Here is a 22,305-nt window from a genome sequence, read left to right as displayed (position 1 = left end):
ATGGATAAAAAATGGGTTTATTTATTTAGTGATGGCAATGCGGACATGCGGAACCTATTAGGTGGAAAGGGCGCGAATCTGGCGGAAATGACGCGAATCGGCCTGCCAGTGCCACAGGGTTTTACCGTTTCGACTGAAGCGTGTATCGAGTATCTGAAGGAAAACAAGCTGACTTATGAAATGATCGGCCAGATCAACAGCCATATGTCTGTTCTGGAAGATATTACCAAGAAAAAATTCGGCAATAAAGACAATCCTTTGCTGGTATCCGTACGCTCCGGCGCGAGAATCTCAATGCCTGGTATGATGGACACCATCTTAAATCTTGGCCTTAATGATGAAACCGTTGTAGGTCTGGCTGAAAAGACAGCCAATGAACGTTTCGCCTATGACAGTTACCGTCGTTTTATCCAGATGTTCGGCGATGTTGTGCAGGAAATTGACAAAAACAAATTTGAAAACGTTCTGGATGAAATTAAAGAACGTGAAGGTTTCCAGATTGACACACAGCTGACAACCGATCACCTACAGGAAGTTGTAGGGCGCTATAAAGAAATTGTTTTAGCCGAAACAGGTAAACCTTTTCCGCAGGACCCGAATGTACAGCTGTTGATGGCTGTTGAAGCAGTATTCAGATCCTGGAACAATCCACGCGCATTTGTCTATCGTGACATGAATGATATTCCGCACGATATCGGGACAGCTGTCAACGTGCAGTCAATGGTATTTGGCAACATGGGTGATGACTCAGGTACTGGCGTTGCTTTCACAAGAAATCCGGCAACAGGCGAAAATAAGCTCTTCGGCGAATTCCTGGTAAACGCCCAGGGCGAAGACGTTGTTGCAGGTATCCGTACCCCTCGTGAAATCGATGAACTCAGAAAAATTATGCCTTTAGTTTACAAGCAGTTTCACGATACTGCAGAACTCCTTGAAAAACACTACAAAGACATGCAGGATATGGAATTTACCGTTGAAAAGGGCCAGCTGTACATGCTCCAGACCCGTAATGGTAAAAGAACTGCCCCGGCTGCGCTCAGAATCGCAGTGGAAATGGAAGAAGAAGGCCTCATCACTAAAGAAGAAGCCGTTATGCGCATTGAGCCGTTATCCTTAGACCAGCTGCTCCACCCGACCTTTGACGAAGTCGCGTTGAAAGAAGCCGTCGTTCTAGCAAGCGGCCTGCCAGCCTCACCAGGCGCTGCCACCGGTAAGGTCTACTTTACAGCAGAAGAAGCAAAAGCCGCAGCAGAAAACGGTGAGGAAGTAATCCTGGTCAGAAAGGAGACCTCTCCCGAAGATATTGAAGGCATGTACGCCGCCAATGGTATCCTGACCGCACGCGGTGGTATGACCTCACACGCGGCGGTTGTTGCGCGCGGCATGGGTAAGTGCTGTGTTGCAGGCTGTGAGGACGCAAAGGTCGATGAGGACGCCAAGCAGTTCCGTGTCGGTACAGAATATATTTACGAAGGCGATTATATCTCTTTAGACGGCTCCGGCGGTAAGGTTTATAAGGGAAGCATCGGAACAAAGGAACCTGAGCTTTCCGGACATTTTGGACAGCTCATGGAATGGGCAGATTCCTGCAGAACCATGAACGTGCGCACAAACGCCGACACCCCGAGAGATGCCGCTGTGGCCGTTAGCTTTGGTGCAGAAGGAATTGGGCTCTGCCGTACAGAGCACATGTTTTTCAACGAAGACAGAATCCCGAGCGTGCGCCGTATGATCCTGTCAAAGACCAAAGAACAGCGCGAAAAATATCTGGCCGAGTTGCTGCCAATGCAGAAGGAAGACTTTATGGGTATCTACAAAGCCATGAAGGATCTGCCGGTAACCGTCCGTCTGCTGGACCCGCCACTGCATGAATTCCTGCCAACTGAACCGGAAGATATCGAAGCTTTAGCGGGAGATATGGATATGAGTATGGATGAAATGATGAGCACGATCCATGGCCTCGAAGAATTTAACCCGATGCTCGGACACCGAGGCTGCCGTCTTGCAGTCACCTTCCCGGAAATTGCGGTGATGCAGACAAGAGCCATTATGGAAGCTGCCATTGAAGTGAAAAAAGAAGATGGCTACAACATCGTTCCAGAAATCATGATTCCGTTGATCGGCATGAAAGAAGAACTGGACTATGTCGAAAATGTTGTCAGAGAAACCGCAGAAAAGATCAAGGCAGAAAAGGGCTCCGACATTGACTATAAAGTAGGAACCATGATGGAAATCCCAAGAGCAACCCTGATCGCGGATGAAATTGCCGAAAGAGCAGAATTCTTCTCCTTTGGTACCAATGACTTAACTCAGATGACCTATGGCTTCTCCAGAGATGACGCGGGCAAATTCATTGGTGAATACAAAGAAAAAGGCATCCTGCCAAACGACCCATTCCAGAGCATTGATGTAGGTGGCGTTGGTAAACTGGTAGAAATGGGCGTCAAGCTTGGCCGCACAACAAAACCAGACCTCAAGATCGGTGTCTGCGGCGAGCACGGCGGAGATCCCAAGTCCATCCACTTCTTCCAGCGTGCAGGACTTAACTATGTCTCCTGCTCACCATACCGTGTGCCCATCGCGCGCTTAGCCGCTGCACAGGCCGCTATCGCCGAGTCACGTCAGTAAAAGATCCGAGCTGTTTTTTGGGAAATTTCGAAAGATTACATGAGACAATGTATGAGGATTTATCATCCTGATAATTCGTTTCATTACCCAGAAAAGCTTGAAATAAAGCTATTCCTAGTATAGGGTGTCTGCAAAGACACCCTATATTTTTTACAAAAATAGTTTTCATCAGCCGACCATGAGATCGTGATACAAACCTTTTCTGAATGTATTGATCAAAAATTTGGAGCTTTTGTTACAGAAATCGTAACAAGAAAAATCGACCATTTTGAAAAAAGTTACGAATATCGTAACTTGGAAGGAGGTTTGTAAATGTCCGAATTTACAGCAAAAATGATTAAAGAAGCGCGTATTAAGGCTGGTTATACTCAAGATGAGGCGGCTGAACTTATGAAAACAAATAAGCGAGTTATTAGTCAGACCGAAGCAAATAAAAGAACTATCTCAGCAGATGAGCTTGCACAGTTTTCACGTATCTATAATGTAGATGTAAGAGAGCTACTCTTTGTAGATTTTACCGCTGAAGGAGAAGAGCAGAGACTGGCAGCCAAGTATAGTTCATTCTTCAAATTACTTGAAAAACTCTCAGATCGAGAAGTTGAAGATGTTTTTTGGGTGATGAAGCGTAAGGTAGAAGGATTGCTTTAAAAACTGAATATTAACAAAGATGCCCGCATTGCAGATGATATCTGCTTTGCGGGTATTTTTTTAATAAAAAGCCAGGGCAAGATTGCCCTGACTTAATAATCTATTTATTTGGTTTGTATTTTGCGCTATAGGCTTTCACTTCATCGTCGTTTGTTAACCAACCATATTTTTGGAGAAAACATAGTTTTTTTTCATCAGTGTCGTAGTGTTCTTCTTCGCGCTTGCCTGGAATCCTTTCGTTTTCTTTTCCATTGAAAAACCTTTCGGATTCACCTTGACGATAAGAAATGGGTTCACCGTTTTTTATGTATTTACCACAGTATACATTTTTATAACCTCTATAGACTCTTTCATCGCCTACCATACCATCAAGAACTCCACTTTCAAGCTTTTTAAGTAGATTTTTCTCTTCAGTTGTTCTTTTCATACGGCAATACCTCCTGTTGTATAAGCGTTAACAATAGTTTGACCTGGCAATAAATTAATTCCTGCATTTTTTGCAAATTCCAATTTTGCCATAGAAGCTTTGTACCCATTTGGGAGGGTGCGTATGTGCTCGCATACATGGTGAGGAGCCTTTGCAAAAGGAATGATATTATCACTAATGATTTCAGTTGGTACATTAGATGCTGATGACTCTATAATAGGGCTGTAAGTGATTGGTTTGCTGGTGGGTTTGCTTTTTTCTAATAATTGCTCAAGCGAAAACCAATATGATTCAATTGTTGCTCTGTTTTTCGAGAATAAAATGATTGCAATCAGTGTAGATACACATATCCCTGCAAGCATTAGTTCTTTCTTATGGGTATTTACCCATTCTAATAATGATTTTTTTTGATTTTTCATAAATGACCTCCTTTTTTCGTGCTTGTTCCCCGTCCGGAACAAGGTGTAGGTAAACAATTAGTCCTTAATAGTGGTCGACTCAATTATTCTGGACATTTATAGTATAGAAAGAAAAAAGAGAAAAAACTATCTTATTTAACATCCTTTTTAGACGTGTTATAATTAAGAAAAGACGAATTTATCCAATTTTTGGAGGTAAATATGGCGAAACGTACTGAAAATCATGACGATATGTCAAAATTTAAAAATAGATTATGGTATCTTATGGAACAAAAAGAATATAAAGCTGCTCGCGATTTAGCTACTTCCTTATATGATGAAGGACTAGCGGAAGTAAATTCGAAAGACAACATTTATAACAGTGAAGAAGAAAAGAGAAAAAATGCAATTGGCAGTATTGAAAAGAAAATAAATAAGCATCTTAGCGCTGATGATACTAAAAATGTACAGGGCGAGTTTATCAATGCATACTGTAAGCATTTTGGTTGTTCAGCGGATTATTTATTTGGTTTTAGTAAGATTAGAACAAATAATCCTCAGGTGAAAAAGATTTGTAATCTTACAGGATTATCTGAGGCGGCAGTAAATAAATTAATAAAAGAATGCACTGAGCAAGAGGGAGTATCATATATTCATGAATGTTGGTCTGCTTTAATTGAAAGCGATCTGTTTATGTCGATTCCTTTTGATTGGCACTCTGCATATAATGAGATTTGTGAGTTTTTAAAGTGTGATGCTGCTCTACAAGCGATTGACGAAGTAACTAAAGATGAAGATGAGAGTTCATTTGAATATAATATTGTTGCTATAAAAGGTAAACCTATTCGAAAAGCACGTGATGGACACTATGCTGCTTATTATGGGATGCTTTATAAACTTGCTCAGAGTATTAGTCAGACGTTGGATCTTTTATCAGTGAAAGAATCTGGTAGAGAACAAGTATATGAAAAAGAATTAAAACAAATGAAATATCAATTTGCGGTAGAAATAGCGGCAGCTAAAGGAGAACCATTACCAAAGAGAGATGACGGAGAAGAATTTCAATTTCATTCTCATATAATTGTATAGAATAATATATTGTGAGGTTAGGGATTACATTCTACTGAGATATGTAATCCTTTTTTGCTTGACGTACACGCATTGACTACATTATAATGAAAGTAAGAATACACGCAATGACTACATGGAAAAGAGGTAGCTATGAAGAAAGAAATCTATAATATTGAAGGCGTTGAAATTGAAGTAGAGCATATAGATAAGGATGCTGCTAATCGTGAGCGTAGACTTGTAGCATATCAGTTTAAAGCAATTAGAGAGAAGGCTGGTATGAATCGTAAAGAGTTTTCTGATTGGCTTGGGATTCCTTATAGAACTATGCAGGAGTGGGAACTTGGTCGTAGACAAGCTCCAGAATATGTACTTCGCTTGATTGCTTATAAAGTTCAGATGGAGAAGGAAAGGGGGAACCTATAATGACAGTATTGTATGGTATCGGAATGGTTTTTAGATTTATACTTAAGGTTGCTTTATTGCCAGTTCAGGCTGTTCTTACTCTTTTGATGTTTACAGTAGAATTTGTTGGCGGCATGGCAGGCTTTGTATTTAAACTTATTGGAGCTTTTCTTGTAATAGGCGGGTTATGTTCTTTTGGTAATGGATCAGCTTCACTTGGATGGCAGGGAATAATTGTAGGTATTATTGTTGCGGTGGTTCCTCAGGCATTAACCCTTTGGGGAGAAGAAGGTTTACTTGGATTAAAGAATCTTTTGGCTAGAATTTAAGCCTTGACCGACATTGTCTCGTTTTGCCTCATTATGTCTCGTCATGACCGACATTAGCGCTTTTCTTTAGGATTTGCCGGTGCTATTATTATCATAGACAAGTGAGAGGTAAACAAAAGCCTCCCACTTGTTTTTCTTTTGCAGAAGAATAGGAAGCAGATATAAGCATCTTGTATGACCAACCCTCAAAGGTCATGCATGGCGCTTTTTTGTTGTCCGAAACCGGTAAGCGCGCGCCGGTGTTTCTATTGATCAAAATGCAAAAAGAAAAGGAGAAAACTGAATATGGATTATGAACGTTTCAAAGAAGGTTTCCAGGAGGCCTTGAAGGCTGAACTTAGCAGTTGTAGTTCTTATTGTGGTTTTGATGCTTAGTGGAAGTGCCGGACTTGCAGGAGGAATGCTTGGTTCTTTCAGTGATACGACTATTGCAACTTCTTATACGGCAGATGATTCTGACATTCTTGCGGTTGAGCAGAATTATAAGAATAAGGAATCAGACCTGCAGACTCAGGTTAATAATATTCCTACGACGTATCCTGGTTATGATGAGTATCGCTATAACCTGGCCGAGATTAATCATAATCCCTATCAGTTGGCAGCATTACTTACTGTCCTGTATGAGGATTATACCGAGTCCGAAGTTCAGGCAAAGCTTACAGAAATCTTCAATGCTCAATATAAGCTTACAACCAGAGAAGTGACTGAGAAGAGAACCAGAACAGAAACGAGAACCGGTCATTATAAGGACGAGAAAGGCAAAGTGCACTCTTATACTTATACGGTGGAAGTTGAGTATGATTGGCGTGTTCTTGTGACAACTCTTACCAATAACACGATGGATTCTGTTGTAAGAAATATGGGGCTTACAGAAGATCAGATGAGTCGCTATGAACTGCTTTTGGAGACCAGAGGTAATAAGTCTTATCTCTTTGAAGGAGATCCTTATTCCAATCCTGATCCTGGTGAATATCAGAATTATGATATTCCACCGGAAGCTCTTACAGATACCAGATTTGCCAATATGATTCGAGAAGCGGAGAAGTATCTGGGCTACCCTTATGTATGGGGAGGAAGCTGTCCAAGTACCAGCTTTGATTGTTCTGGATTTGTAAGTTATGTCATCAATCATTGTGGAAATGGATGGAACTATGGAAGGCAGACTGCAGATGGACTTCTCAATAATTGCTGTACCAGAATTTCGAGGGATGAGGCTAAGCCGGGTGACTTGATCTTTTTCCAGGGAACCTATGAGACATCCGGTGCCGGTCACGTAGGAATCTATGTTGGTAATGGCATGATGATTCACTGCGGCAACCCGATTCAGTATGCCAATAAGTATTATGGCTTTACCGCACAGCAGACTTTGGATTATACCCAGAGTCTTTATGAAAAGAAGCTGGTTACTTATCCGAGAACAGACAGTAGATATCTGACGGACGATATGGAAGATAGTGCAGCGACTCTTTGCGGTCTTATGAAAAATAAGTATGGTTACACCAAGATGGTTCCTATCCACGCAAAGCAGGTAACGAACAGCGCGAAAGTATCTGATCATCATGCTATCATTCCTACCGAAAATGTAGCCGATGCGGATTATTCGGAAATACCTTCTGGAGAGCAGAAGGTTCTTGGCCTTGTTACGGCAAGACTTCTGGCTTCTGTTGGCGATTCGGCAGAAATTACAGAATATGCTTTGGAAGTAGAATGCGTGGGCAATACTTTTAAAGCGAAGAGCAAATGTCTAACTAAGCTTGGCTGGCATTTGTTGGAGGATTGGATTCTTGGCAAGAAGACAGATGAGGATGAGGAAGACTCGGATAAAAAGGATGATGGTGGATCTCACAGTGTTCTTGAAATCTTTGAAGCAGATGCTTCTCTTTTGGAAGAAGGACGTGAGCTTCCTGCCAGAGATCCTAAGGTAAAGGAAGGTAAGACAACTCCAAAGAAACGCTTTACAGAGGATTCATTGTTATCAGCTATGGAATCTGCCGGTGCAAAAGAAATGCCGGATGAGGTAGAGCGAAAAGGACTTGGCACACCTGCAACAAGAGCCGGTGTTATTGAAAAGCTGGTTCGCATTGGTTTTGTAGAACGTCAGGGAAATAAGAAAACGAAATACCTGGTTCCTACGGAAAAGGGAAAAGAATATGGAAAAGAGTATTTTGAAAGCATGGAGGGAAAATAGAAATGGCAAAGTTAGAAATATTACCTAAGAGGGTAGATGTTTTAGAGGTAAACAGTCCGGAGTCAGTTTTTCGGATTAATATTGATATTTTGAATGAGGCTTTTGGTGTTGGGCGTGGAATGTTTGCCAAGGCAGTATATCCGGATAAGAAGGATAGCGCCATTCCAGGAACAAAGCCAGGAGACAGATATATTATCTGGATGCCGAAGCTCTATGGTAATAGTTCAGAATGAAAGAATGTTGTTAGTGAAGATGGAACAGAAATATACGAAGTTGCTGAGGGCAGCAGGACTGAAGATTGGATTGATGAGAATACTGATTTAGATGTGTTACGCTTAGTTTTTGTTAAGGATTCCGCTAAGAGTCCTTATAGATTTGCAGGAGTGTTTAAAAGTGGAAAGATGGAATTTTGCAAGCATACATATTGCAGGATTGCATCAAAAGTAAAAATAATTGGAAATCCTGTATCAAAGATAGAGTTGATGGATGACAATAGATAATTATTATGGCTTGGGACTAGTTCCCAAGCTTTTTTTGTGTCATTTTGAGCTGGTGTTTTTAACATACAGGTCAGAGAGTAAAGTGATATCATCAAAAGAATTTCATGAATGAACGAAATATCGGAGGTGTTGAAATGTTTGGATTTGATTGGACAGGAGATGGAAAAGAAGATTTGATCGATGATCTGATAACATTGGATGTTTTGGGACTTTTGGATGATGAAAGCGAGTCTGATGAAGAGGATGAAGAAGATGAATAGATTTATATGTTGGCTTCAAAGAAAGAAACGTATTAAAGAAAAAAGATGCGGTCAGTGTTGTTTGACTTGTCCTTATTACAAAGAGTATAGTGGTGAAGGTTTGGTTGATTTTTTAGGAAGGAGAACCTGGTATGAGCGAATTAGTAATTGAAAATGGTGTTGTTATAGATGATGCCGAAGCAGTGTTGGAAGGTATTTCAAAACTCAGTGGAAAGAATATTTCTAGTGCAGAGACATTTAAAAAATTTATTACAAACGAGAAGGCAACAAAATTTTATATAGATAGCAAGTGTACTTGTAAGATGCAACCGGATCGTGACACGGTATATCTTTGGCTTGATAATGGTTTTGTGGATTACTATGGTAATCCAATTATGATTTCACTGCTTAATTCATATGGAGAATATCGTGGTCATTACTTTGGATCATTTCATACATTATCAAATGCTATCAGAGGTTTCTTCTCAAGAAACATAAAGGATATTAATAGAAATCTTGGTGGCCTTAGAAACAAATATGAATACAAAATTGCTGATCGCAAGGTAAAGCATATTGAAGATGAAAATGAGTTTTTCTTGTCATTATGCAATGAGGAAGAATCCTTCGGAACTATGAGTTTTGTTCTTGAAAATATAAAAGTAGACTTCGCTGAAGAAGAACAGAAAATTGAAGATGAGATTACTGAAGAAGAAGTTATAGAGCCTGCTTACGATATGAATTTCCGTGAGAAAGAAATAACAATTGGACTTCTTCTCGAAACTATTGATGGCATGCAGGATTATATCGATGAGCTTTTTGAAGAAATTGAAAAGTTCAATTCTGAAGATAAGGTCAGAATGGCAGAACTTGAAGCAAAGAATGAAGAGTATAAAGCTGCTCTTGTTAGAATGCGTAATTTTGTTGAAGACGAATCTGCCCAGGAGGATGAAACAGAAGAACAGGGTATCGGTGGGCATTCTTTACTTGGAAGAAATGGCAAGATTCTTGTTCTTGGAGCATCTGCCCTTGATCAGAATACTATGAACGGGATAGCTAAACTTTATGGGTTCCATAAGAAAGACTTTGAGTATGAAACGGATTATACGAAAGTTGTCAACTTTGCAGGACGTATCAGTAATAGTGAAAGATATGTTGCTATTATTTTTGGAGCTTGTCCTCATAAGGTTGCAGGTCTTGGTGATTGGTCAAGCATTATTGAAAAGTGCAGACAGTGTGAAGATATGCCTTGTGCTTTTGATGCAAGAAGTCATTCTGGTGAATTAAAGGTAACAAAGGAATCTTTTAAAACCGCTTTATGGAATGTTTGTAATGAATTGAAATTGAAAAAAGTATGTTAGTTTTGATTGTACCAAGAAAAAAAGTGCTTTTTGAAGTTAAATAAAAATTATTAGCCGTAAAACCAAAAAAATACTTCTAGAAGTCGAAAATAGAATTTGATAATATACAATTATGAGAGTATAATCTATTATAGGACTATTTTTGTGGACTTTTCAGTCTTTCACCAGTATGGGTAATCCCCATAAGAAAGGAACTATATGGCTATATCTTATAATGGATTATGGAAAATGTTAATCGACAAGAATATGAAAAAGATGGATCTTGTTGAAAATGAGAACATCAAAATTAGCAGTAGTACACTTGCGAAGATGAGTCGAGGTGAGTTCGTATCTATGAGCGTATTAGAAAAAATATGTTCGGAATTGGATTGTGATTTTGGTGATTTGATTCATTATGAAAAAAATGAGACTAAAGAGAAGTAGGGGATATTATGGCAACGGTAAAAAGAGTTTTAGTGACATATGGTAGATGCAGGGAGGATAGATAACAATGGCAAAAATGATTGACAATAAACCTTCTTGGAAGGGAGAAGGAAAAGTATGGGACAGTCTTTCTGCAAATCTGCCAGGAGATAATGTTGTATATAATCAGAGAGAGGTAAATGGACGGGAATACGATTATTGCATTTTGGCAGAAAATCTAGGTGTTCTTATTATCGAGGTAAAGGGCTGGGATCCAGACAAGGTAGATGTAAAAGGTGTAGATAACATTGTTGTTGATGGTTATGATGAGCCTCAAACATCACCTAAAAAGCAGGCACGAGCATATAGATTTGCGATTTTAAATAAGATAGTTGAAAGATATAATGTTAGCCCACTTGTATTAGATATGGTTTGCTATCCATTCATTACAGAAGAGCAATATAAGAGAATCCATTTAGATATCGTTTCTGAACCGGAGTATACAATTTTTAAAGAAGATATTGAAGATGGAAAACTTCTGAATGAAAAAATCCAACGCTTGTTTTCTTTAAACAAGTTTATTCCGCATGCTGATTTTTCATATGACTTAATGGTGCGTATTCGCAAGCATTTAGAACCAGATTTTAAGGTGAGTACAGAGGACAACAGAGAAAAGGCATATTCAAAGGTATCGATTTTTACAACTGGACTTGGTGAAGAACAATATGAAAATGTAATAAGCGAGTATTTCAACGGTGTTAAACAGATTGTTTTTGTTAGTGAACAGACTGACTTTACGACATTTTTGAAGAAATTAAATGAATCTTTCAAACTACATAATGTGGAATATAAAAAGAACAATTTAAAGGTGGGATATGAAGAAGGCATTACAATTACAAAGTATACAGATACTTTTTCTGCTTTTAATTTTTCTTTGTATTACATTAATGATCTCAAATCGCTTGTTACAAAAGATATGGTTATTGTAGATGGCAACTGTGATATAGAACAGCACAATATTTTAGGTAAGCTATCAAACCATTCATCTTTTAATATTCAACAATATGATGTTGAACATGCAACTACTGAAAGAGATATTTTGGTTGAAGCCGGAGCTGGAACAGGAAAAACATATTCTATGGTGTCTAGAATAGCTTTTCTCTGTAACAAGCAAGACGAACCTGTGATGAATATTGCTGATGAAATTGCTATGGTCACATTTACAAATGATGCTGCTATCAATATGAAAAAGAGATTAAAGCAGATGTTTGTGAACTATTTTGTGCTTACTGGGTACGAACGATATTTAAAATATGTTGAAGATATAGACCGTGCATATATTTCAACTATTCACAAATTCGCAATAGGAATTTTGCGAGGTGAGTCATTATATACGGGATTAGGAACGAACTTTAGAATATCATCAAATGAATATGAGCGTGGAAAAGCATATGACCTGTTTCTTAGCGAATACCTTGAGAAAATGGAAAAGGAAAACTCTAATTTTGCTAATGAGCTTCCTATTCCTATTTATGATTTAAAAAAGAAGTTGATGAGTATTGCAGATCGTCTATTTGATAAGAGTATTAATCTTGAAAATATAAAACCGGCAGAAATGGGGACTGTAGTTGAAAATAATATCCCGTATTTTAATGAGTTGTTGGTTGAAGTAATGTTTCCGGCTGAAGCTATTTATACGGAAATGATGCGAAATAGTAATGATATTGATCTTAGAGAATGTCTAATAGAACTAGATAAAATTTTGTCTAATGGATGTGAAAAATTAGAAGATCTAAGGATTAAATTTTTATTTATCGATGAATTTCAAGATACTGATGATGTGCAGATTGAAGTTTTTCAAAAATTGCAGAAATGCATTAATGCAGATTGCCGTTTGTTCGTAGTTGGTGATCTAAAGCAAAGTATTTATAGATTTAGAGGAGCTAAACTGAATGCCTTTCAGAAACTACAAAATGGAAAAGAGGCGGATTGGAGTCATTATCGGTTGAATAGAAACTATCGAACAGATGGTAGATTGCTGGATTTATTTGATTCTGTTTTTGAAGGCATGGGAGCAGATGGAATACTTCCATACAAAAGGGAAGATGATCAGCTAATTAGTGACGTAAAAACTGATAGAGACGAAAATGATCTTTTTACAGAATTACCATGTCATGGAAAGGATAATGATAATCTATTAGAACTTTTAAATGATACGATTTTAGAAGAAAAAAGTAAGATAGAAGAATTATGTAAGGAAAAAGAGCTTAGTAAAGAGGAGCGAACAATAGCAGTATTAGTGCGAAGCAATTGGCAGGTAGATAATATCGTTAAAGCGGCTGCAAAGAAGGGCATTAATATTGAAATAAGTACAGGCGGAGATTTGTATCAGTTAGCATCAACACTAGACCTTTATAAACTTGTATTAGCGTTAAGTCATAATACGAACATAGTTTATTTGGTCAACTTGATTGAGTCTAACTACATCAATCTCAAACTAGATTATCAAAGAATGAAGGTTCTATCTGAAGAAGATAAGCTTACTGAACTAATAGGTGTTTTGGATCAATTCTTTATGAAGAGAATGGGTATTACATGGCATGAGTTATTAGAAAAGGTTTACTCGCAACCAATTTTATTTGTGTTGAAAAAGATCTTTGATGAATTGCAGCCGTGGGAAAACTATAGCGTTGTTAAGGATAGACAAAGATTATATATTGCAAATTATGATTACTTGCTGGAAAGAATGATTAAGTTTTCGAGAATTGATGCTTTGACCTTAAATCAAATAATGGTTTATTTGGGAATAAATATACTTACTGGTCAGAAGCAGTTAGCAAGAACATTAGAGGCTGAAGAGAATGGAGTGCATATTATTTGCACAACGGTTCACAAGTCAAAGGGACTCGAATATGGAACTGTAATTTTGCCATACACGTATGAAGATATAAGTGATACAAAGAAGGTTAAGCTTGAAGCTAGTTATAATGACAGTAAGTTGGCCTATACGGTATTGTTCGAAAATAGTATTAGAGAGCGAAACTCAAATTATAACGAAGTCACTGAAATTGATGAGCAAATTGCAGAAGAAGCTAGAATACTTTATGTTGCATTAACTAGAACTATAAGGAATTGTATTTGGATAAATAATATTGATAGTTCACCAAGTATTAGTTGGGCAACACTATTGGAGGGATAATTATGTCGATAGTTATATATTCATACCATAATTCATATGGCTTGAAAGATAATAAAGAGCTATGGAATGGAATAGTGAATTGTCCGTATTTTTGTGTGTCACAGACCTTAGTTAATGGCTTAAAGACGCTATATGGAAAAGATTTTCAGATTGGACGAGTGACAACTGTAAAAAATCTTACTGATGCAGTATACGAATATTGGACCGGAACTGCATGCGCAGTAAAGCAGCATGCAGATATAGATAATATTATCAGTACGGCATCAATTAAAAGCGGTCTTAATGAAAATGAGTTAGAAAATATTAAGAAGTCGTTTTTGTTTAATAGAGATGAAGTCTTTAATAGTATTAGGACAATGTTTGAATTAAGAATGAATCCTAATAATATTGTGGAAAAGTATCTTTCGCCTGAACAGAAATTTATTGTTTACATTTTTAATGAGATTATCAACTCTGCTAAAAGTAAAGATTTCGAGTTGAAGGAAGATTTTACTGAGCAAGAAATTGATGAGTCAATATTGCGGGCTTTGCAAAATGCAAAAGAAAAACCTAGTAACGGTCCTGACAATACAGAGATAAAAAACTTGGATCACATCGTAATACATGGAGTTCATCAGTTTTCTCCATTAATGCTAAGGACGATAGAAGAAATTGCAAAATACAAAAAAGTAATTCTCCTATTTAACTACCAAGAGCAGTACAAAAATATTTATCAGACATGGATAGATATTTATTCATCATTTGATTGTAAGATGATCGATTATAAAGGAAGTGAATATCATCCTACAGATATGTCTGCAATTAGTTACGAAGGTAATATGCTTGCCCAAAACATGGGGAAACTTTTAGAAGGTAGAAAAGAGGATATTACTGTAGATAAGCCATATGAAATCATTGAGTTTGATAATATGATTGAATTTGCTGGATATGTTGCAAAAATATTTGAGGAGGCAGAACAAAAGGATTCAGAGCATCCTATGTCAGCTATGACCGAACAGATTTATGCTGCTGATAGTTCTGCTAATGATATTTTGAAAATATATTTTCCAGAACAATTTGGTGAACGACAGTTTTTGAATTATCCACTCGGGCATTTCTTTATTGCCGTAGCTAATATGTGGGATTCAGAAACGAATGAGATACTGATTTCTGATATAAATGATATAAAAGAATGCTTGGGCGCTGGTATTTTGGAAGAAAAAGAGCCAGGAAGATTAGTTTCTACATTTGGAAAAATGGAGAGCCTTTTTGTTGGCTGCTTGTCTGTTGATGAGATTCTTTCAAGAATAAAAAAGGTTAAAAAGAATAAAAAGTTTATATCTGATGAAAAAAGGTTAGAGTACATTTCACATATCTCGTACTATGCTGCTAATAGTGAAGAGGTAAAAGAGTTAGAGCAAGCACTGAACGATTTAGAAGAACTAGCTTCATTTTTCTATGAAGACTTTGAAAAGCGCCCTAACAATTTTAGGAACTTCTATAAGAAGCTAAAACAGTATTTACAAGAAGAAATATTAGACGATAGGGAGCTTGGCAATGAATTTGCGGATATCATTAATCGAGTGCTGTCTAGATTAGATCAAGTAGATAATATAGACGCATCTGCATCTTTTGAATGTTTGAAGTCAACTATGTCGCTGTATCTTGTTCAGGAAACAAAGCCAGGGAAAAGTGCAAATTGGATTGTAAGGAATTACGAACAGATAGATGGTGATGTATTAAGAACAGCAAAGAATAGTAATCAAATCATGCATTTTGCATGTTTGACGGATGAAGATATTGATTCTACTAAAACCCGTGAGTTTTCATGGCCGTTAAATGCGGACTTTTTTGAAGTAGCGCAGAATCCGGTGGACTGGAAGTATCAGGTTTTTGTAAAAGCCAGAAAAGAGTATAAAAACTTTAAGAGATATGCTCTTGTATATGGCTTAGAGTTTAATAGAGGAAAGTATAAACTTAGCTATGTAAAAAGAGATGGTGATTTAGAACGTGAACCATATTATTTGTTAAAAATACTTGGGATTGAGAAGAAAAGAAATGTTGATCGTATTATAAAGAGAAAGTTAGAAGATGTTTCAGATATACAGTTTATAAATGCGTCAACAGGAACTTATTCGTCATATGATTATTATAGATATAAGATCTGTAAAAGACGTTTCTTACTTGAAACACTAACAGAGGGCAATACAGTTTATAAGAATGAATTTTTGCTCGCTAAATATCTGGAAATATGGGTCGAAAATGAGCTAAAAGTAAGCATGCAAGGGCTCCCAGGAAGTGATCTTATATTAGTTGAAAAAATAAATGAGATATATGACGAATTAAAAAAATATTTCCCATTTGCTTTAAATGTGAATCGAATAGACATTGTTAATAATGTTAAGAATCGTTTGGGGAATGTAAGTAAATATCCTATTTTATCTGATGAGGATAGGAAATTTATGATGATAAGAGAACTGTTTATATATAAACAGTTAAAGAATCCTAGAAAGTTTAATAGGGACGTATTAAAGGACAAATTTATTGATGTTTCACCAAATAAGATTGAAGAGGAACTTTCAACGGAGAAACTTATTGATGACACCTTTAGCAGTAGTACTGATGTGTGGTGTCAGTATTGTAGTAACAGAGAAATATGTATTTCGTACTATGCTCAGATAGATTAATTGTATTTAGGAGAACTGTCTATGTTAAGTGCAGGGATGTATGTAAGATGTCCAGCTGATAAAGAGAATATGGCGGAACCAAGGGTTTTTATATGCGGTCAAATTACGAAAGTGGACGAATTCAAAAAGACTGTTGTAGTTAAGATTCACGATCCATTTGGCTATTTGCTGTTTTTTGAAGACTTGCCAAAGGGAATCATCGAATTACTGCAAGGGAATGTTGATAGATGTAATTTCTTTATAGAATCAATAGTTGTTTATAACCGTGAAAGATGTAAGGTTCTTTCTTCTCAAAAGGCTAAAGATGGCTATTACTACTATTATATTCAAAATCAGAACAATAAGCAGGTAGTTAAGGTTTGTGAAAAGGAAGTAATTGCATTGTTTAATAATGGACATATTGATCCCTGCACTCAGCTTGGAAGATATGAATTTCAGAATCCATGCTGGTATTTAGGAAGAGCTGTCGTTTCTAAGAGTATGAATATTTTGGAAAACTCGATTTATGGTTTTAAAGAGCTTGCTGGTTCCAAAATATATCTAATGCCACATCAGGTAAACTCTATCATGCGATGCTTACAGGAAAGTCCTTGTAGATATATGCTCGCAGATGAGGTTGGAATGGGAAAAACTGTAGAAGCGATTTCTGTTTACAAGATATTTTCTTTAAATAAGAGTAATGCTAAAGCATTAGTAGTTGTCCCAACAGCCCTTAAGGAACAGTGGAAATCTGAACTTTTATTAAAATTTAATATACCTGAAGGATATGATGCAAACAATAATTTGCTATCAGTAAAGTGCATAGATGATATATCTAGTGAAGATTTGGATATATCTTGGGATTTTATAATAGTAGATGAAGTGCATAAGTTTTTATTTTCTGAGAGAGAGTATAAAACACTGCATACTCTAAGTGAGAGTACTAAGAACCTTTTATTACTTAGTGCAACACCGGTTCAGCAAAAAAAGGAGGAGTATTTAGATTTATTACGCCTTTTATTGCCTCAAAAGTATGATAAATATACTGTGGATGAATTTAGCGAATTAATAGGAAAGCAAAGCAAAATTATCCAAAAAACTGCACTGATTTTAGATGATTTGAGTGATCTAGAAGAAACCATTCAGGACGTAGAGAAGGATGGTGATGATCCTCATGAATCAGAGGATTGTGTCGATTTGGTCGAAGAAATACAGTCTGATTTAGAAGAAATTTGCGAAGAAATTGATGACCAGAAGCTTACGGAATTACTTGAAGAAATTGATGTAGATTCAGAGGATTTGGGAGTCTATGCAATAAAGGTCGTTATTTCTTACATTTGTGGTAATTATCAAATTGAAAGTAATATTATTCGAAACAGAAGAAAAATTCTTGAGTCTAATGATTCAGATGAACGAATAATGGCATCACGAGATTTGGTAGAACTAACATATGATGCGAATACAGATCGAAATGTATATGAGCATTTAATCTATGAAGGCTTAGCAAAATGGATAATGACTGGATTAGAAGAAGGTAGTTTAGAGGTTGAATCTGATATAAAACCTCTTTTGTCTGCTTTTTTTAGTTCCCCTTGGGCATTTGAAACACGTATTAAAAACTTTGGGCTGGAAGAGATAAAGGATAAGATTGAAAACTGGATTGAGAGCGAACAATATAACATTGATCATATAGTTGAAATATTGGATGATCCAGATTCTTATTATGAGTGCTATGCTTCACGTTTAGTAGTGGTTTTAAACGCGCTTTTTGATGAATATTATGATAAAAAAGTTGTATTATTTACAAACTATGAAGAAACATTTGAAGCATATAAAAGCGCTTTGGCAAAAGCGTTTCCTGAGGAAGAGGTTAGCTTTTTTGGGGCAAATATGCAAATCGAAGAGGCTGAATTGAATGCATATAGATTCCAATCACAGGAAGAATGTAGAATTTTGCTTTGCGATTATACCGGTGGTGAAGGTAGAAACTTTCAATGTGCGGATTATATAGTTCATATTGATTTGCCATGGGATGCAAGTGCTATTGAACAGAGAATTGGCCGCTTAGATCGTTTAGAGAGAGATATGGCTAGACCGATGGTGTATTCCGTTGTGGTTCATACTCTTAATACTTTTGAAGAGGCCCTTTTTAAGTTCTTTAAAGATGGATTACAGATTTTTAATCAGTCGTTGAGCGGAATGGAAATAATCATGCGCGATATTAATAACGAAATAGTATCGGCAATTTCTTCAGATTTTAAATATGGCTTATTAGAGAGAATACCTGCGATTATAGAGCTTGCTAACAAAATGCGTGGTGATATACGTAAAGAACAAAATTTTGATGCAGCTGGATTTATATACAGACCAATGTATGCTGAATTGCGTAGATTGATTGAATATTATGCAGAAAATGAGAATGAGTTGTTTGCTACAACTATGTCAAATTGGGCTAGTTTAGCAGGTTTTCATGGACATAAGAACAAAAAGGGAGAAATAACATATTCGGCTACTTCTTTCTCACCAAAATCTGCAATTAATTCTCAGCTTATTCCGCCAAAGTGGAATGATTATTTAAATTCGAATCAGAATAAGTTCTTGCTTCAGGTACAGGAAGCGTTTGATAAGAAGATGGAAAGGAAATCTTCAGATCGTTCAATTAAGGGAACATTTTCTCGAAAACTAGCTATTGAAAATGATTACTTACACTTTTTCGCACCTGGAGATGAAGTATTTGATTGCATAGTAGATAATGCAATTAATTCTTGTAAAGGGTGCTGTAGTGCTTTTGCGGTAAAGAGTAACATTACTTGGACTGGCTTTATTTTTACATGGGCAATTGAACCAAATAATGTATACATAATGGATAATGGTGTATCTATATATGCTATGAGTCCATATCGTAACTATTTGTTATCTGAACAAGTAACGTGTCCAGTATCATTAAGCAATGAAGATGCTTTGGATGATGAAACTATTATCAGGGAATACAGAGGAATAGTAAATGCCGGATTCATAAAGTCCAGAACGATACATCTTGGTAAAAGATCTCGTGAGGCTGGTTATCTTAAAGAGGAAATTGAGGGGCGAAATATAGACTGGTTTATTTCAAAATACGGAGGAGAAAATTGGAGTGAATCTGTTCTGGATGCAAGAAAAGAGTCTTATGAAAAGGCTATAGAGGTGTTCAAGAAAAAATCTAACATTCGCGGCGCTCGCGAGGAGATGGAGCGTAATTTATCTGCGAGGGTTGCTAATCGAGATTATTACGGCATTGATGATGACGGTATTAATAAATTAAAGAAGACACAAGACGTAATACTGGAAGCTATGAAGAGACCAAGAATTAGATTGGAATCAGCTGCTTTTGTAATTATGGTTGGAGAAGACAATGATTAAGGGAAAACTGGTTGAGTATGTTACGTCTTTCTTCAATGAAGATGATAAGACTGTACTCAATTTGGAGATTGAAAATCTAAACGCTGCAGAATTATTTCACTATCATACAGTTAAAAGACTACTGAAAGCGTACAGATTGTTTCTATCAAATGATGAGTATCTGGGTGATTTTTTGATTGCATTTAGAGACTACATGATCACGTTTGATGTGGCACAAGAGTACAAAGGAAAGCCAATTAAAGAAACTATCAAATATGGAATTGATTACGATGCTGTTGAGGGCAAGTTTTTTGCAAGTATGCAATTGCCAAAGTATGTTAATGAAAAATTTGTAAGCGATACATTTGTAAAAGAAACTGAAGCTATTGAATTTGTAAAAAGAAATGATTTGCTAACTGATCCTTTAATATATTCCTTAACCAGCTATTCACACTTTAAATCAATGGCTCAAAAGTTGGCGGTTTATGGTGCATTAAATGCTCCCGAAGGATATACGGCATTGGTTTCTCTTCCAACAGGTGGAGGTAAGAGCTTAGTAACACAGACAATATCATATCAAAAGGATGGCCTTACTATTGTTATTGTACCAACAATATCGTTGGCAATAGATCAAGAACGTGTAACTAAGAAAGTAATTAAGAAAGCAGATAATGAAGAGGAGATTTTCTCTTATTCAAGTGGTGTCAAGGCAGGACCTATTTTTAAAGCAATAAAAGAACAGAAAGCAAAGGTTCTTTTTATTTCGCCGGAGGCGTTACTGGAAAATCCAGGGTTTGCTGAGGTTATTAAAGAAGCTAACAAATGTAGGTATTTAAAAAATATAGTAATTGATGAAGCTCATATTGTAGTGGATTGGGGGGCATCTTTTAGAGTAGATTATCAGTGTTTAGAATCATGGAGAAATATGCTGCTATTAACCAATCCATCATTGAGAACTATTCTTTTATCTGCGACTTTTGAAGACCGTTGTGTTGCAACTTTAAGAAATTTCTTTGAAGTTAATGAAAAATGGATCGAGATAAGATGCGATGCACTAAGACATGAGCCGAGATATACCGTTATAAGGGCAAAAAGTTACTCTGAAAAGCAGAAGAATATATTAGAACTTGTAAGAAAACTGCTTCATCCAATGATCATTTATGTAGCTCGTCCTATTGAAGCAGATCAGATTAAACAGATGCTTGCTTCTAATGGAGTTAAAAATACAAGAACTTTTACAGGGTTAACTGGTGGTACTCAGAGAAAAAGTCTTATAGAAAAATGGGTAGACGATGACTATGAGATAATGATAGCAACATCAGCGTTTGGCGTAGGTGTAGATAAGAGTGATGTACGAACTGTTGTACATACATATATTCCTCAAAATGCAAATACCTATTATCAAGAATTAGGTAGAGGAGGAAGAGATAGATTACCATGCTTGAGCGTAATGTGTCTGCAGCCAGAGGATACAACTATCGGACGTGATCGTATCAAAAAAAGGGTGCTGACGCCTGAGAAAATAATTGGAAGATGGGATAGTTTGTATAATAATCCAAAATCTCAACGCATATCAAACAATAGGGTTTTTATAGACACTTCAATAAAACCAAACTATGCAGATGTTGATGAATTTGATGATTCGCCTACAAGTGATGCAGATATGAATTGGAATGTTTATGTCCTTTTATTCCTTCGCAGATTTAATTTAATAAAAATGCTAGAAGTAAAAAAGGATATTGATCATTATGTAATCTTGATAGAGGTGATTGATGATAGGCTCATGGTTATTAACGATGAGTTAATAGAACTAATAGAGCAATATAGAGAAGAGGAGTGGGGTTTTTACAACTCTTCATATAATGCTATATCGAGTGCGGTTAGGGCTAACTGTAAAGATTGTATTTCTGAGTTATTCTATGATACATATTCAAAAGTGTATGAGTATTGCGCTGGTTGTAATGCACATACTAATGCAATCATAGGAGATGTTAACAAGTTCCCGCTAAAGAATCGTGTAGTAGAGCCTCTAAGGATAATATCAGATGAACAAAGACAACCTTTTGGAGATGCTTCGGAATTAGTGATGATATTAAGTGATAATGATTCTTTAATACAATTAGCAGATAAGCTTGCTAACAAGGGTGTGACAACGTTTGTTTTACCGGATACGAAAGAAGAATACGAAGATATTATTCGAATCAGTTCAAGAAGAAACGTTTTGATTATAACTCAAAGTGATTTGTTCAATATTCAAAAGGCTGGTGGCTATTATTATACATCTGGCTTAGTTGCAGTTATTTATGATAAAGGTAGGGATAGTATTGGTAAGCAATATTTATCTGTCAGAAATAACCTATGCGGAAAAAGTGAAACAAGAGTGATTCATATAATTAAAGAAAACACATATTTAGAAGAGTTAGGGAAAAATTTTACAGAGTTGGTGGATGGTCCTAGTTTATTAAGCGATACTCTTTATGTGTAGAAAGGAAC

Annotated in this window: 16 protein-coding genes; 14 read left to right on the top strand and 2 right to left on the bottom strand. The window is 36.5% G+C overall.

Annotated features, from left to right (window positions below; translation table 11 throughout):
- The gene (gene ppdK, locus DW091_RS13400; RefSeq protein WP_118518408.1) at nt 1–2,628 is read left to right on the top strand and encodes a pyruvate, phosphate dikinase; all 2,628 of its coding nucleotides are present in this window, start codon (nt 1–3) and stop codon (nt 2,626–2,628) included.
- 312 nt (nt 2,629–2,940) lie between these two features.
- Complete coding sequence (locus DW091_RS13395) at nt 2,941–3,276, top strand: helix-turn-helix transcriptional regulator (protein WP_118518407.1); 336 nt, start codon at nt 2,941–2,943, stop codon at nt 3,274–3,276.
- 100 nt (nt 3,277–3,376) lie between these two features.
- Here the strand turns inward: DW091_RS13395 and DW091_RS13390 are convergent, their stop codons facing one another.
- On the bottom strand, nt 3,377–3,703 hold the full coding sequence (locus tag DW091_RS13390; protein WP_118518406.1) for a hypothetical protein: 327 nt from the start codon (nt 3,701–3,703) through the stop codon (nt 3,377–3,379).
- Nucleotides 3,700–4,122, bottom strand: coding sequence for a hypothetical protein (locus tag DW091_RS13385; RefSeq protein WP_118518405.1), 423 nt, complete (start codon nt 4,120–4,122; stop codon nt 3,700–3,702). Before DW091_RS13385 ends, DW091_RS13390 begins: the two co-directional genes overlap by 4 nt.
- 201 nt (nt 4,123–4,323) lie before the next feature.
- Here DW091_RS13385 and DW091_RS13380 point away from each other — a divergent pair, with 201 nt between their 5' ends.
- From DW091_RS13380 to DW091_RS13330, 12 genes are all read left to right on the top strand, one after another.
- On the top strand, nt 4,324–5,190 hold the full coding sequence (locus tag DW091_RS13380; RefSeq protein WP_118518404.1) for a hypothetical protein: 867 nt from the start codon (nt 4,324–4,326) through the stop codon (nt 5,188–5,190).
- Between the two features lie 132 nt (nt 5,191–5,322).
- Nucleotides 5,323–5,595 carry an XRE family transcriptional regulator gene (locus tag DW091_RS13375; protein ID WP_118518403.1) on the top strand — a complete coding sequence of 91 codons (273 nt, stop codon included), beginning with the start codon at nt 5,323–5,325 and terminating at the stop codon, nt 5,593–5,595.
- Nucleotides 5,595–5,903, top strand: a complete 309-nt coding sequence (locus DW091_RS13370) for a hypothetical protein (protein WP_118518402.1) — start codon at nt 5,595–5,597, stop codon at nt 5,901–5,903. The genes DW091_RS13375 and DW091_RS13370 overlap by 1 nt, the downstream gene beginning before the upstream one ends.
- Before the next feature lie 367 nt (nt 5,904–6,270).
- Nucleotides 6,271–8,091: a CD1108 family mobile element protein gene (locus DW091_RS20350; protein ID WP_187368473.1), complete on the top strand. Its 1,821-nt coding sequence runs from the start codon at nt 6,271–6,273 to the stop codon at nt 8,089–8,091.
- Nucleotides 8,092–8,093: 2 nt separating this feature from the next.
- Nucleotides 8,094–8,324 (top strand): hypothetical protein, encoded by a 231-nt coding sequence (locus tag DW091_RS13360; protein ID WP_118518401.1) that lies wholly within the window; start codon nt 8,094–8,096, stop codon nt 8,322–8,324.
- A 371-nt stretch (nt 8,325–8,695) separates the two neighbouring features.
- A complete protein-coding gene (locus tag DW091_RS20150) occupies nt 8,696–8,851 on the top strand; it encodes a hypothetical protein (RefSeq protein ID WP_158577897.1) in 156 nt (51 codons plus the stop codon).
- A gap of 131 nt (nt 8,852–8,982) precedes the next feature.
- Nucleotides 8,983–10,188, top strand: coding sequence for a hypothetical protein (locus tag DW091_RS13355; RefSeq protein WP_118518400.1), 1,206 nt, complete (start codon nt 8,983–8,985; stop codon nt 10,186–10,188).
- A gap of 198 nt (nt 10,189–10,386) precedes the next feature.
- Nucleotides 10,387–10,611: a helix-turn-helix transcriptional regulator gene (locus DW091_RS13350; protein WP_118518399.1), complete on the top strand. Its 225-nt coding sequence runs from the start codon at nt 10,387–10,389 to the stop codon at nt 10,609–10,611.
- A 67-nt stretch (nt 10,612–10,678) separates the two neighbouring features.
- The gene (locus DW091_RS13345) at nt 10,679–13,789 is read left to right on the top strand and encodes a UvrD-helicase domain-containing protein (protein WP_118518398.1); all 3,111 of its coding nucleotides are present in this window, start codon (nt 10,679–10,681) and stop codon (nt 13,787–13,789) included.
- Nucleotides 13,790–13,791: 2 nt separating this feature from the next.
- Complete coding sequence (locus tag DW091_RS13340) at nt 13,792–16,455, top strand: hypothetical protein (RefSeq protein WP_118518397.1); 2,664 nt, start codon at nt 13,792–13,794, stop codon at nt 16,453–16,455.
- A gap of 21 nt (nt 16,456–16,476) precedes the next feature.
- On the top strand, nt 16,477–19,833 hold the full coding sequence (locus tag DW091_RS13335; RefSeq protein WP_118518396.1) for an SNF2-related protein: 3,357 nt from the start codon (nt 16,477–16,479) through the stop codon (nt 19,831–19,833).
- Nucleotides 19,826–22,297, top strand: coding sequence for a DEAD/DEAH box helicase (locus tag DW091_RS13330; RefSeq protein WP_118518395.1), 2,472 nt, complete (start codon nt 19,826–19,828; stop codon nt 22,295–22,297). Before DW091_RS13335 ends, DW091_RS13330 begins: the two co-directional genes overlap by 8 nt.
- Nucleotides 22,298–22,305: the final 8 nt, after the last annotated feature.

The organism is Eubacterium sp. AM05-23 (genome assembly GCF_003477535.1).
Classification (GTDB): domain Bacteria; phylum Bacillota; class Clostridia; order Eubacteriales; family Eubacteriaceae; genus Eubacterium; species Eubacterium maltosivorans.
This window is presented reverse-complemented; position numbering and strand designations above follow the sequence as displayed.

What these genes read in the sequence shown, in the direction of transcription:
- DW091_RS13395 (WP_118518407.1), top strand. Translation starts at nt 2,941, where the DNA reads ATGTCCGAATTTACAGCAAAAATGATTAAAGAAGCGCGTATTAAGGCT.
- DW091_RS13355 (WP_118518400.1), top strand. Translation starts at nt 8,983, where the DNA reads ATGAGCGAATTAGTAATTGAAAATGGTGTTGTTATAGATGATGCCGAA.
- ppdK (WP_118518408.1), top strand. Translation starts at nt 1, where the DNA reads ATGGATAAAAAATGGGTTTATTTATTTAGTGATGGCAATGCGGACATG.
- DW091_RS13345 (WP_118518398.1), top strand. Translation starts at nt 10,679, where the DNA reads ATGGCAAAAATGATTGACAATAAACCTTCTTGGAAGGGAGAAGGAAAA.
- DW091_RS13330 (WP_118518395.1), top strand. Translation starts at nt 19,826, where the DNA reads ATGATTAAGGGAAAACTGGTTGAGTATGTTACGTCTTTCTTCAATGAA.
- DW091_RS13370 (WP_118518402.1), top strand. Translation starts at nt 5,595, where the DNA reads ATGACAGTATTGTATGGTATCGGAATGGTTTTTAGATTTATACTTAAG.
- DW091_RS13375 (WP_118518403.1), top strand. Translation starts at nt 5,323, where the DNA reads ATGAAGAAAGAAATCTATAATATTGAAGGCGTTGAAATTGAAGTAGAG.
- DW091_RS13340 (WP_118518397.1), top strand. Translation starts at nt 13,792, where the DNA reads ATGTCGATAGTTATATATTCATACCATAATTCATATGGCTTGAAAGAT.
- DW091_RS13350 (WP_118518399.1), top strand. Translation starts at nt 10,387, where the DNA reads ATGGCTATATCTTATAATGGATTATGGAAAATGTTAATCGACAAGAAT.
- DW091_RS13380 (WP_118518404.1), top strand. Translation starts at nt 4,324, where the DNA reads ATGGCGAAACGTACTGAAAATCATGACGATATGTCAAAATTTAAAAAT.
- DW091_RS20350 (WP_187368473.1), top strand. Translation starts at nt 6,271, where the DNA reads ATGCTTAGTGGAAGTGCCGGACTTGCAGGAGGAATGCTTGGTTCTTTC.
- DW091_RS13385 (WP_118518405.1), bottom strand. Translation starts at nt 4,122, where the DNA reads ATGAAAAATCAAAAAAAATCATTATTAGAATGGGTAAATACCCATAAG.
- DW091_RS13360 (WP_118518401.1), top strand. Translation starts at nt 8,094, where the DNA reads ATGGCAAAGTTAGAAATATTACCTAAGAGGGTAGATGTTTTAGAGGTA.
- DW091_RS13335 (WP_118518396.1), top strand. Translation starts at nt 16,477, where the DNA reads ATGTTAAGTGCAGGGATGTATGTAAGATGTCCAGCTGATAAAGAGAAT.
- DW091_RS13390 (WP_118518406.1), bottom strand. Translation starts at nt 3,703, where the DNA reads ATGAAAAGAACAACTGAAGAGAAAAATCTACTTAAAAAGCTTGAAAGT.
- DW091_RS20150 (WP_158577897.1), top strand. Translation starts at nt 8,696, where the DNA reads ATGAATGAACGAAATATCGGAGGTGTTGAAATGTTTGGATTTGATTGG.